The following is a 12,485-nucleotide window of genomic DNA, read 5'->3' on the forward strand; positions in this document are numbered from 1 at the left end:
ACTCAAGTTGACCGAACTTTTTTATCTATACTTTGCGGTTTATCGACGTAGGCGCGGGAGTTAAACTTGGATTCGATTCGCAATTGTAGCTGCGATCGCCTTGCCGTGGAATCGACCATTTTCGATAAAAATCTTGTTCGCATCGTTCCCAGCTGCCACAACACCAGCGATGAACAAGTGTTCGACGTTCGTTTCAAACGTCTCTTCGTCGTATGTCGGGACCCCACTCTCTTCATCGATGATAATCCCTGAGCTTTCGAATAAATGATGGTCTGGTTGATAACCGGTCATTGCGAGAACGTAATCCGCATCAACATGTTTTTCTTCGCCAGATTGATGATAATGGACACCGTCCTCAGTGATTCGATCAATCGTCGCGCCAAATTCCATTCGGACTTTCTCATGACGGACGAGCGAATCAAAGTTTGGGAGGACCCATGGCTTGACGGAAGGACTATACGAGTCGCCTCGATAGAGTACTGTGACATATGCCCCGGCTTTTTCGAGCTCAATCGCAGCATCGACAGCGGAGTTCTTCCCGCCGATAATCGTAACGTGTTGACGGTAATAGGGATGTGCCTCGTTGAAATAATGATGGACGTGTGGCAACGATTCACCTGGTACATCGAGCATACGTGGACGTCCGTAATACCCTGTGGCTAAAATCACATAGTCCGCTTCACGAACTGTGACGCCGCGTCGGTCATGTCTTGAAGTCACGACGAAGCGGTCATTGGTTTTTTCGACAGATTCAACCGTTTCAAACGGGTGAACGTTTAGTCCGGTGCGCGTGACGACTTCCCGATAATAGACGAGTGCGTCTTGTCTTCGTGGTTTTAAGTCTTTACATATAAACGGGATGTCTCCGATTTCTAACAGGGTTGCAGATGAGAAGAACGTCTGATGTGTCGGATATCGATAGATTGCATCGACGATATTTCCCCGTTCTATCACACTACAAGAAACCCCGATCTTCTCTAACTCGATGGCCGCCGAAAGACCGCATGGTCCAGCGCCGACAATAATCGCTTGTTTATTCACTGAAAATCACCTCTTTGCTCATTGTAGGGAAGGAGACGCTTGTGCGCAAGGTTATTGTTGGAAACTGAAACTGTGTTCCATGACTGACTGTGAGGAACCAGACTCGAGTTCCACGAGCAGCCGGAGTCGGGCTTTTTGTGAATTTAATCCGTTTGAGAATATGAGGCCCATTTCTTTCAATTGTTTGCCGCCACCATCATATCCATATACATCTTGCACGATGCCATTGAAGCAACGACTAACAATCACGACTGGAATTTCCTCGACCAAATGTTCGAGTGCTGACAGAAGAGACGGTGGGACATTCCCTTGGCCTAACACTTCGAGGACGAGTCCGTCGTATCCGAGAGTGATCACAGATTCGAGTAAATCAGGTTCCATCCCGGCAACAACTTTCAAGACCGCGACGCGTTTTGTGATGGATGGAATCATTTTCGGCTGTCTAGTCATCGGTTGACTATAGATGAGTACGTGGTCCTTTGTGACCATACCCACATTTCCAAAGTGGACGGATTTGAACGTATCGACCGAAGAAGTGTGGGTTTTTGTGACGTTGAAAGCCGAGTGGATTTCGCCGTTAAATACGACGAGTACCCCTTTTCCACGGGAGGCTTCACTTTTTGCGACACGAAGGGCAGTAATTAAATTGAATTCTCCATCCGAACCGACTTCATTCGAGGAACGCATCGCACCCGTCAAGACGATTGGGACTGGTGCGCCGAGCGTGATCTGCAGAAAGTAAGCAGTCTCTTCAAGCGTATCGGTACCGTGTGTGATCACAACCCCATCATACGTATCTTGCGTCAATTCTCGTTGAATAAAATGCGCCAACTCAAGCATTTTTTCTGGTGTCATGTGTGGTGACGGGATATTCGAAAAATGTTTCGTTGTAATATGAGCGATATCTGTCGCTTTCGGAAGTGTGGCATCAATCGGATTGACGTCGCTTGGTTCTACGTGACCAGTGCCAGATTGAGACATGGCGATCGTACCGCCGGTGTGGATGAGTAATAAATGATTCATAGATGTCCTCCTAATTATTTTTATGAAGATTTCCATTTTCTAGGCGTTCTATACTTTTTCTTTCAAGCAATTCAGTGTATGCTAAAGAAAGAAAGGGGAGATGTATGATGATCGCAATCGCTTTGTCTGCGGTTGCACCTGGGCTCGCCCTTCTATCCTACTTCTATCTTCGCCATGAACTAGAAGCAGAACCGCTCGGATATGTGATTCGTTCTTTCGTGGCCGGGGCCGTTCTCGTGTTTCCGATCATGTTTATCCAATATGCGTTCGTTGAAGAAGGAGTGCTTACTGGACCGTTTTGGCAGGCGTATATCACTACTGCCTTACTTGAAGAGTTTTTTAAATGGTTTATGATTTATTATACAATATATATACATAAAGTCTTTGATGATTACTACGACGGGATTCTCTATGCGGTCGCCTGCTCATTAGGCTTTGCGACATTGGAGAATTTTTTATACTTATGGGTGTATGATTCATTAGAAATCGCGATTTGGCGAGCCGTTCTGCCGGTAAGTGGACATGCTTTGTTCGCAGTCGTGATGGGTTATTGTTTAGGACGGGCAAAGCACTCGACACGTGAACGTCTGTGGCTATTCATGGCGGTCCTTTCCGCAACAGTCATTCACGGAACGTTCGATTTGATTTTGATTCTTGAACCGAACCAAAAACTGCCTGCCGTGCTCTATATCGTCATTTTATGGATGGTGGCACTTTTGCTCGTACGAGCTGCCAATCTGTCTAATCGTCGTCAATTTAAATAAAGGGGAAGAATAAGTATGTTAAAAGAAGGTCAAGAGTTGAGAATTGAAGTGGTAGGGCGCGCTGAGGGGAAAACGAAGATTGCCGCCATTACTGATCAAGTCGTATGGATTGAATCACCGAGCGACATGACGACGTTAAAAACGTTTTTTTTACATGAAGAGGAACAGCTGCGAGTCTATTTCTTTCAAGGAGAAAATCAATTGTATGCATTCGATACAAAAGTCGTGAAACGAATCAGCGATGCACAGATGACGCTTCGCTACGCCTTCAAGATGCCGGACGAGAAAAAAATCAAACGGATCCAGCGTCGTGAATACTTACGAGTCCCTGAAATGATTGACGTGAAAGTGCTCGCGACCGACGGAGATAGTTTTGAATCGTTCGAGACGATGTCGCTCGACGTTTCCGCCGGTGGGATGAAAATCATCGCCAACCGTGCGCCGGTCGATGTCGATGAGTCGCTCATCGTCGTCTTTCGAATTGAAGACGAACATGGTACACCTCAGCTCTTCCGTGTAAAGAGCCGCCTTGTGCGGATACATAAGCAAGAAGTGAAGCAGGAACTTTCCTTAGCCTTTGAAGATTTGACATCACGTGACCAGGAAACGATTTTACGATACTGTTTCCGCATTCAGCTTGAAGCACGAAAACGGACAGGGTCTGTATTTTCTTCACGATAAAAAACTGTTATGATGTTCTCGGGATTATTGACCGAGAGGAGGAGGGTATCGGGATCACTCGATACCCGTTTTGTATGAAAAAATCATTACAAATTGCTTTAGACGGACCGGCGGGTGCCGGAAAAAGTACAATCGCCAAGTCATTGGCGAAACAATTGGGATATGTCTATATCGATACAGGTGCCATCTATCGGGCAGTCACGTTTCGTGCGCTGAGCGAAGGGATTGCGCTCGAAGATGGACCTGCACTTGCTCGGATGATTGAGAAGATGACGCTTCGACTTGTTCCTTCTGAAGAAGGACAGCGTGTATTCGATGGAGAGGAGGAAGTGACGAACGTCATTCGCTCGAGTGAAGTGACGAATAACGTCAGTTTTGTCGCACGCCAACCGGAAGTGCGAGATGCCTTGATGGATTTACAACGCGATTTGGCGAAACATGGTGGGGTCGTTATGGACGGTCGCGATATCGGGACGCATGTTCTCCCGAATGCCGATTTGAAAGTGTTCATGACGGCATCGGTCGAAGAGCGAGCTCGTCGCCGTCACGAAGAAAACCTGTCAAAAGGGATTGCGAGTGATTACGAACTATTGAAACAAGAAATAGCGCTTCGTGATAAACGGGATTCAGAACGTGAAGTCGCTCCTCTCCGCAAAGCTGACGATGCACACTTCCTTGACACGACGACGTTGGCGATTGATGGCGTTGTTCAAGCAATCGAACGATTAATTGAAGAGGTGAAAGCATGAGTAAACCATTAAACGATGGACCGTTCGGTATGTATCGGCTGGCAACAGCCGTCGTGAACGTCATTCAACGGGCATTATTCCGAGTCGAATTTATCGGACGAGAGAATGTCCCTATGGACGGGTCGATTCTCGTCTGCTCGAATCACCAATCGAATTGGGATCCCGTGCTTCTCGCGTGCGCCATTCCAAAGCAGCGTCCGCTCCGATTTTTTGCCAAGAAGGAACTTTTTAGTGTTCCGGTATTGAAGCATATTTTGAAGCGGGCAGGTCAGATTCCGGTGTCACGTGGGGAAGGTGACCGTCAAGCGCTTCGTGTCGTGCTTCAAAAGTTGAAAGAGGATGAAGTCATCTCTATCTTTCCGGAAGGAACGCGATCAAAAGACGGTACGCTCGGGAAGGCACAAGCGGGTGTCGGATTCTTTGCGATGCGTTCGGAGGCGCACATCTTACCGATTGCCATCATTGGGAAATACAAGTTTCGTGCGAAACTCCGCGTCATCATCGGAAAACCGATTGACTTGTCAGAACTGAAAGCACGTAAGGCAAGTGCGCAAGAAGCGTCCGATTTGATCATGGATACGATTGCTGACCTCTATTTAAAGCATTCACTCACGAAGTGAGGAAAGGATTACGGAATTGAGGTTTAAACTTCTTTCAATAGAGGTACAATCTTCATAACGCCTTGACAAATTCTCGGAATTATAAGAGATTTATACTAGGTGTAAGCGCCTTATGGCGCTCCTTTTTGTACTCATCGTGAGGGGGTAGTGTTGGAATGGTCGAAGAAATGAAAGATATGCCTGATTTTGAAATTAATCGTGGCCAGATTGTGACCGGAACAGTCGTCAAAATCGAGGATAAGCAAGCGCTGATCGATATCGGTTATAAAACCGAAGCGATTTTGCCAATTAGCGAAGTATCAAGCATGCATCTAGACGATTTAAACGAATCACTCCAAGTGAACGACGAGATTCGTGTCAAAGTAAAAAAAGTCACGGACGAAGAAGTGGTCGTTTCGAAAAAGGACGTCGATGCCGAAGCAGCTTGGGATCGAATCGTCCAAAAATTCGAATCGGGTGAAGTGTTTGAAGTGATGGTAAAAGATAAGGTCAAAGGTGGCCTTGTCGTCGATATCGGAATTCGCGGGTTTATCCCTGCATCCCTTGTCGAAAGTCACTTCGTTGAAGACTTCTCGTCATACTTGAACAACCCAATTACCGTAAAAGTCGTCGAGATTGACCGCGAAAAAAATCGCGTCATCTTGTCACATAAAGCAGTTGTCGAAGCAGAAATGAGCGCGAAGAAATCGGAAACGCTCGAATCGCTTGAAGTTGGTCAAGTAATTGAAGGAACGGTTCAACGATTGACAGATTTCGGTGCGTTCGTCGATATCGGTGGCGTGGACGGTCTCGTTCACATCTCGGAAATGGCTCATAGCCGTGTCGAGAAGCCGAGCGATGTCGTAACAGAAGGCGATCGTGTCAAAGTGAAAGTTCTCGGACTCGACTTAGATAATGAAAAAGTGAAACTTTCGATTAAAGAAACGCAACCAGGCCCGTGGGAAACCATCGAAGGGAAAATCCAGCCAGGTGACGTGATTGAAGGAACGGTCAAACGTCTCGTAACGTTCGGTGCGTTCGTTGAAGTCGCGCCGCAAGTGGAAGGACTCCTTCATATCTCACAAATTGCGAATCGTCACATCGCAACGCCATCTGAAGTATTGTCAGAAGGCCAGGAAGTGAAAGTGAAAGTGTTGGACGTTCATCTTGACGATAAGAAAATCTCATTGTCGATGCGTGCACTCGAATCATCTGAACCGACTCGTCAAGATGATGACCAAGCGTTGCTCGATGAATATAGCGACCAAGGAGGATTCTCTGTTTCTGAATTGACAGGGGATGACTCTTCGGACGACTCAAAATAAGATGATCGTTCAAGCGGGAGTCATACTCCCGCTTCTTTTTGTATGGTCACTTAATTTTGCCTGTGATATGATAGGTAAGTTGCGTTTCGAAATGATGAAATGATGAAATTTTGATAGAAAGTTAGTGAGGTGTTGTTATGGGAATTCCAGCAGTGGCCATCGTTGGCCGACCGAATATCGGGAAATCCACAATTTTTAACCGCATCATCGGAGATCGTGTCTCGATCGTTGATGATAAGCCAGGCGTCACACGTGACCGTATTTACGGTACAGGAGAGTGGCTAAATCGTAAGTTCCATTTAATCGATACAGGTGGTATCGAAATAGGGGATGAGCCGTTGCTCGTTCAAATGCGTCATCAAGCAGAACTTGCAATCGATGAAGCAGATGTCATCATCTTTATGGTGAATGGTCGTGAAGGAATCACAGCAGCCGATGAAGAAGTGGCGAACTTGTTGTTCCGCTCGAACAAACCGATTGTTCTTGCCGTGAACAAAGTGGACAACTTTGAAATGCGAGATCTTATGTATGAGTTCTATTCACTTGGATTTGGGGACCCGTTCCCGATTTCTGGGACACACGGTCTCGGTCTTGGAGATTTACTCGACCAAGTATTTGAACTCGCTCCAGAAAAAGACGACTATGAATATAACGACGATGTCATTCAGTTTTCGTTGATTGGTCGTCCGAACGTCGGGAAGTCTAGTTTGACAAACTCGATTCTTGGTGAAGATCGTGTCATCGTCTCAAATATTGCCGGTACGACACGCGACGCAATCGACACGCCATTCACACGTGATGGACAAGAATATGTCATCATCGATACGGCGGGTATGCGTAAACGCGGGAAAGTATACGAATCGACAGAGCGTTACAGTGTTATGCGTGCCCAGAAAGCAATTGAGCGCTCGAACGTTGTCCTCGTCGTCCTCGACGGTGAAGAAGGTATCATTGAACAGGACAAACGCGTTGCAGGTCTCGCGCATGAAGCTGGGAAAGCGATTGTCATCGTCGTCAACAAATGGGATGCCGTCGAAAAAGATGACAAGACGATGAAGAAGATGGAAGAAAAGATTCGTCAAGAATTCTTGTTCCTTGATTATGCACCGATCGTCTTCTTATCAGCGCTCACGTCGAAACGCTTACAGACATTGTTGCCTGTCATCAAACAAGTGGCAGAAACACATCGTCGTCGTATCTCGACGAGCGTGTTGAACGATGTCATCGTCGACGCGGTCGCGATGAACCCGACACCGACGGATAAAGGACAGCGATTGAAGATTAACTATGCGACTCAAGTTGCTATCGAACCACCGACATTCGTCTTGTTCGTCAACGACCCTGAATTGTTACATTTCTCTTATAAACGTTATTTAGATAATCAAATTCGTAAAGCATTTGACTTCACCGGGACACCGATTCATATCGTGGCTCGTCAGAAAAACTAATAACGGGGGTGCCACTTATGGCAAACGTAGCTGTCATAGGAGCGGGAAGCTGGGGAACGGCCATCTCGCTCGTCTTAGCGGATAATGGACACGATGTCCTGCTCTATGGACGTGAACAGGAACAAGTCGATGAGATCAACTCGTCGCACACCAACTCGTTTTATTTGAAAGATGCGCCATTACCGGAATCGATTCGTGCGACGACGGATATGAAAGAAGCGCTCGACGATCGTAGCATCGTCTTTCTTGTCGTCCCGAGTTCGGCAATTCGTCCGGTCTCAAAAGAGCTGAACTCGCTGTTGACGAAGCCTGTCACGATTGTCCATGCCGCGAAGGGGATTGAACCGAAGACGCATAAGCGTCTCTCGGAAATCATCGCACAAGAAATCGAACCATCGAAACGCCGGGCAATCGGCGTATTGACAGGTCCGACACATGCGGAGGAGGTCGCGGTTCGAAAACCGACGACCATCACGATCGCCTGTGAGGACCTCGATGTCGCGGACGAAGTGCAGGAGTTGCTCACAAACGATCAGTTCCGTGTGTACTTGAACTCAGACGTCGTTGGTGCTGAATATGGCGGAGCACTCAAAAATATCATCGCCCTCGCTGCCGGAATGACAGACGGACTTGGCTATGGGGATAATGCGAAAGCAGCCCTCATGACCCGTGGGATTGTTGAAATTGCAAGGCTTGGCGTGAAACTCGGTGCGAACCCTGCTTCTTTCTCGGGCCTCACTGGAATCGGAGACTTGATTGTGACAGCAACGTCACAACATAGCCGAAACTGGCGAGCGGGAAATGCGATTGGACGCGGTGAGAAGCTTGAAGACGTTCTAGGCAATATGGGAATGGTCGTCGAAGGTGTTCGGGCTTGTGAGGCGGCTCACTTTCTTGCGAAAGATGCAGGTGTCGAGATGCCGATCACGGAAGCACTTTATAATGTGTTGTTCGAAGGCAAGAGCCCTCATGATGAAGTGAAAAAACTAATGAGACGACCACAAAAGCACGAGATGGAACAAGTCTTTCATTTCGAAGAATAAGAATGGTTTGAAGAGGGGCTGACGTTTTCGTTCAGTTCCTCGCTTTTTTTTGCTAAACTTGAAGTCTGGAGAACATAGAGAAAGTAGGGGGATAGACGTGACACCGTCACTCATAAAAATGTGGATTTCATTTGCAGGGATCGGTGCTTTTGCCGTTGCTGCATTAATGGTCGCCATCAGTCATACGAAACTGACCGGTTGGTTTGCGACTCTTGTAAGAATAATCGCGTTCATCATTTTCTTGTTTGGGACTGTTATTATGATTTTTGTCGTCGTCTCAGGACCGACGGGAGGATAAACGTTATGAAAAAGATGATCATCGCTGTCAGTTTGGTACTGACGACTCTGTTGGCAGGTTGTATGTTTCCTGAATCGGAACGGACGAATAATGTTCCGTATGAAAATCAATTAACTACCGTACAAAGTGCGGTCGATGCGTATCGTGAACAATCCGGCGTGTTGCCGATTAAGACGAAACCGGCGGAAACGCCTCTTATGGAGCGTTACCCAATCGAATTTTCACGTCTCGTCCCTGGGTACTTGTCTGACCCGCCGGCGAACAGTTTCGAGGGTGGTGGATTATTCCAATATATTCTCGTTGACGTCGAGACTGAACCGACTGTGAAATTAATTGATTTACGTGTCTCGGAGCGGTTACAGCAACTTCAAACAAACATCAATGCTTTCCGAGCAAAAGAGGGGAAATTTCCGTTCGATGGATCACTCGGCAAGAATCAGTTCACACTAGACTACGATAAAATCTTTATCACGGAGGAACCGGTCATTCCAAGCCCTTACTCTGATCGGGAGCTTCCAATCTATGTAGATGGCACGGGACAACTTTTTGTAGACTACCGAAAAGATGTGGAAGAAGCGCTTCAAAAGACGGATGAGTCGCCAAAAATCGGTGATGATATTCGTTATTTGCTCTATAAAGATGCTCCATTTGCCCCAGCTTATTCTCAAGGTTATACAATAGATGAACAAGGAGAAGTCGTTTTTTTAAACAATTGAGCTTGTTTTGATAGTGAATGTCATGAAATCATGCAAAAAATGTTGTCATATCAACGTTTGTACGATATGATTAATCCCGTAAACTCCCTGTGAGAGGAGGTGAATCGTGATGAACAAAACTGAATTGATCCAAGCTGTTACTGAGAAAGCCGATGTTTCTAAAAAAGAAGCAACGAAAATCGTAGAAGCTACGTTTGAATCAATCACTGAAGCACTCCAAAACGGTGAGAAAATTCAATTGATCGGTTTTGGTACTTTTGAAGTTCGTGAGCGTGCTGCCCGTAAAGGTCGTAACCCACGTACAAAAGAAGATATCGAAATCCCAGCGAGTAAAGTTCCTGCATTTAAAGCAGGTAAAGCGCTCAAAGATGCGGTCAAGTAATCTGCAATACATAAGTCGCCGATAGGCGGCTTTTTTGTTGTGTTTGCGAGTTCGAATGACGTGAATGTGACAAAAATGTGCTATACTATGTCAGAATGACAATGAAGTGGGCGAGGGGGGATAGCATGGAAAAGTTGACAAATGAATTTGTTGTCACAGACCTTGCTCGTCAAATCGAAACACGTATGAATCATCCCTATTTGACGAAACACGAGGTGGTACCAGCCATCGACATGCTGTTGCTTCGTTGGATGGTCGAGATGATTGATTTGGAATCGATTGAGCATCGACAACTCGTGATGGCAACCTATTTTGCACATCAAGCGCTCGAATTACACGATCAAGTGAACAGTAGTCCGAGAGGGTCTCTAGCCCGCCAATTAAAAGTGCTCGCTGGCGACTTTGCTTCGGCTCAGTTTTATAAAATCTTGACAGACTTTCCATCGTCATATGGTGACCGGTTTGGGCAGTCCGTACAGCGCGTCAATGCGGCGAAGTGTACCTTGTTGCTCGAGAAGAACGCCTCGATGACTGTTTGGCTTGAAGCAAACATCGGATTGATTCAAACTCTTTCCGAATTGATTAAACAACCTTATTTAACAACGAGTGGGAAACAAGTTATTGAAAAGAAAGCGACAACCCTCAGGCAAGACCAAAAAGAGCAACTGACGACGTTGCTCGCATATGCGGTCGCTTAGAACGGAAAGGATGTTACACGTTGCAACCGATAGAAAAAGAGCAAAAAGTATACGAAGTATTTCAGTCCATTTCTCCTAGCTACGATACGATGAACTCGATTATCAGCTTCCGACTTCATAAATGGTGGCGACGGACAACGATGAAAAAAATGAACGTCTTTCCGGGGGCTAAATGTCTAGATGTTTGTTGCGGGACAGCCGACTGGACGATTCAATTGGCGAACGCTGCCGGAAATACGGGTGTCGTCAAAGGTCTCGACTTTTCAGAAAACATGCTAAAAGTTGGAGAAGAAAAGGTGAAATCATGGTCGAACATCGAGTTACTTCACGGCAATGCGATGGCACTGCCATTTGGAGATCACTCATTTGATTACGTCACGATCGGATTTGGACTGCGGAATGTTCCGGATTACATGACGGTATTGCATGAAATGCATCGGGTCTTGAAACCGGGAGGGACGGTCGTCTGTCTCGAGACAAGCCAACCGACAGCACCGGTCTTTAAAGAATTGTATCGATTTTATTTTGGGACGGTCATGCCGCTATTCGGTAAAATGTTTGCCGGGTCATATGATCAGTATAAGTGGCTCCAAGAATCGACCGACCAATTTCCGGATCGTTTGAAGCTCAAACGCATGTTCGAAGAGGCCGGGTTTGAACAAGTCGAAGTGAAGACATTCTCCGGAGGTGCATGTGCCATGCATCTAGGAAAGAAGTGGTGAAACATGTCTTTGAAGCGACTTTATCGTCATATGAACCGAGAGATTGATCAAATCGATCAATTTTTATCTACTCGAGTCAGGACGGACCACCCCGTCATTGAATCAGCATCGCGCCAACTCCTCGATGCGGGTGGCAAACGCATCCGACCAGCCTTCGTCCTATTGAGCGCAGGGTTCGGTGAGACGAAAGATATCCGTTTGACGAAAGTTGCCTCAAGTCTTGAATTGATTCATATGGCATCACTCGTCCATGACGACGTCATCGATGATGCGATGCTCCGTCGCGGAAAACCGACCGTAATGGAGCGATATGATGAAACAGTGGCGATGTATACAGGGAATACGTTATTTGGGGAGGCGATTCGTCTCGTATCCGAAATTGAGTCACCGCAAGTGATGCGAATTATGGCAGATACGATGGAACGTATTTGTGTAGGTGAAATCAATCAAATCCAAGATCAATACGAATGGGCACAATCACCAAAGCGATATTTAGATCGAATTGCACGAAAGACTGCTCTTTTGATTGAAACGAGTTGTGCTGCTGGCGCCGTCATTTCAGGAGCATCTCCTCAAGTGGTGAAACAGTTGAGCCTGTTCGGATATGATATCGGCATGGCGTTTCAAATGACGGACGACTTGTTGGATTTTACGGCGAAAAGCTTTCAACTCGGCAAACCAGTCGGTGAAGATTTAAAACACGGTCATAAGACTTTGCCACTCCTTTATTCTTCTGAAGACCCAGGTTTTTATGATCGTCTTCGCCGGGTGAACGCGTCAACGGATTCGGAAGTGACGAAGTCTCTCGTACGGGAAGTGCAACAAAATGGAACGCTAGAACGAAGTCAACACACGATTGACCGATATGTCAATCGTGCCATCAGCCGGTTAGAAGGGTTGCCAGATGTCCCTGATAAGCGATCGTTGATTGAAATTGCACAATATATTGGAAAGCGTAAATGGTAAACTCCCATGGAACCCCTTTCAAAAATGTGA

The 12,485-nt window shown here is 46.4% G+C and carries 15 protein-coding genes; 13 read left to right on the forward strand and 2 right to left on the reverse strand.

The annotated features are described in order from the left end of the window. Positions 1 to 60: 60 nt before the first annotated feature. Both KNO98_RS00965 and KNO98_RS00970 read right to left on the reverse strand, forming a co-directional pair. On the reverse strand, positions 61 to 1,041 hold the full coding sequence (locus tag KNO98_RS00965; protein WP_214698257.1) for a YpdA family putative bacillithiol disulfide reductase: 981 nt from the start codon (positions 1,039 to 1,041) through the stop codon (positions 61 to 63). 51 nt (positions 1,042 to 1,092) lie between these two features. Continuing rightward, entirely contained in the window at positions 1,093 to 2,064 is a 972-nt protein-coding gene (locus KNO98_RS00970) for an asparaginase (protein WP_026826184.1), read from the reverse strand. A 107-nt stretch (positions 2,065 to 2,171) separates the two neighbouring features. Here KNO98_RS00970 and prsW point away from each other — a divergent pair, with 107 nt between their 5' ends. The 13 genes from prsW (at position 2,172) to KNO98_RS01035 (ending at position 12,455) form a co-directional block, all read left to right on the forward strand. Continuing rightward, positions 2,172 to 2,828: a glutamic-type intramembrane protease PrsW gene (prsW, locus tag KNO98_RS00975; RefSeq protein ID WP_214698259.1), complete on the forward strand. Its 657-nt coding sequence runs from the start codon at positions 2,172 to 2,174 to the stop codon at positions 2,826 to 2,828. Between the two features lie 15 nt (positions 2,829 to 2,843). Continuing rightward, the gene (locus KNO98_RS00980; protein WP_214698262.1) at positions 2,844 to 3,509 is read left to right on the forward strand and encodes a flagellar brake protein; all 666 of its coding nucleotides are present in this window, start codon (positions 2,844 to 2,846) and stop codon (positions 3,507 to 3,509) included. Between the two features lie 74 nt (positions 3,510 to 3,583). Further along, positions 3,584 to 4,258: a (d)CMP kinase gene (gene cmk, locus KNO98_RS00985; protein ID WP_214698263.1), complete on the forward strand. Its 675-nt coding sequence runs from the start codon at positions 3,584 to 3,586 to the stop codon at positions 4,256 to 4,258. Further along, positions 4,255 to 4,878, forward strand: coding sequence for a lysophospholipid acyltransferase family protein (locus KNO98_RS00990; protein WP_251129441.1), 624 nt, complete (start codon positions 4,255 to 4,257; stop codon positions 4,876 to 4,878). Before cmk ends, KNO98_RS00990 begins: the two co-directional genes overlap by 4 nt. Before the next feature lie 155 nt (positions 4,879 to 5,033). Then, a complete protein-coding gene (gene rpsA, locus KNO98_RS00995; RefSeq protein ID WP_214698266.1) occupies positions 5,034 to 6,182 on the forward strand; it encodes a 30S ribosomal protein S1 in 1,149 nt (382 codons plus the stop codon). A 137-nt stretch (positions 6,183 to 6,319) separates the two neighbouring features. Beyond that, positions 6,320 to 7,630: a ribosome biogenesis GTPase Der gene (gene der, locus KNO98_RS01000; RefSeq protein ID WP_214698268.1), complete on the forward strand. Its 1,311-nt coding sequence runs from the start codon at positions 6,320 to 6,322 to the stop codon at positions 7,628 to 7,630. A 17-nt stretch (positions 7,631 to 7,647) separates the two neighbouring features. After that, positions 7,648 to 8,673: an NAD(P)H-dependent glycerol-3-phosphate dehydrogenase gene (locus KNO98_RS01005; protein WP_214698273.1), complete on the forward strand. Its 1,026-nt coding sequence runs from the start codon at positions 7,648 to 7,650 to the stop codon at positions 8,671 to 8,673. Between the two features lie 97 nt (positions 8,674 to 8,770). Beyond that, positions 8,771 to 8,971, forward strand: coding sequence for a DUF2768 domain-containing protein (locus KNO98_RS01010; protein WP_026826176.1), 201 nt, complete (start codon positions 8,771 to 8,773; stop codon positions 8,969 to 8,971). A 5-nt stretch (positions 8,972 to 8,976) separates the two neighbouring features. Further along, a complete protein-coding gene (locus KNO98_RS01015) occupies positions 8,977 to 9,687 on the forward strand; it encodes a hypothetical protein (RefSeq protein ID WP_214698274.1) in 711 nt (236 codons plus the stop codon). A 109-nt stretch (positions 9,688 to 9,796) separates the two neighbouring features. Then, positions 9,797 to 10,069 carry an HU family DNA-binding protein gene (locus tag KNO98_RS01020; RefSeq protein ID WP_015881465.1) on the forward strand — a complete coding sequence of 91 codons (273 nt, stop codon included), beginning with the start codon at positions 9,797 to 9,799 and terminating at the stop codon, positions 10,067 to 10,069. Positions 10,070 to 10,194: 125 nt separating this feature from the next. Continuing rightward, a complete protein-coding gene (locus tag KNO98_RS01025; RefSeq protein WP_026826174.1) occupies positions 10,195 to 10,767 on the forward strand; it encodes a heptaprenyl diphosphate synthase component 1 in 573 nt (190 codons plus the stop codon). A 20-nt stretch (positions 10,768 to 10,787) separates the two neighbouring features. Further along, complete coding sequence (locus KNO98_RS01030) at positions 10,788 to 11,489, forward strand: demethylmenaquinone methyltransferase (protein ID WP_026826173.1); 702 nt, start codon at positions 10,788 to 10,790, stop codon at positions 11,487 to 11,489. Between the two features lie 3 nt (positions 11,490 to 11,492). After that, positions 11,493 to 12,455: a polyprenyl synthetase family protein gene (locus tag KNO98_RS01035; RefSeq protein WP_026826172.1), complete on the forward strand. Its 963-nt coding sequence runs from the start codon at positions 11,493 to 11,495 to the stop codon at positions 12,453 to 12,455. Positions 12,456 to 12,485 lie beyond the last annotated feature (30 nt).

The organism is Exiguobacterium sp. s57, assembly GCF_018617685.1.
GTDB classification, from domain to species: Bacteria; Bacillota; Bacilli; order Exiguobacteriales; family Exiguobacteriaceae; genus Exiguobacterium; species Exiguobacterium marinum.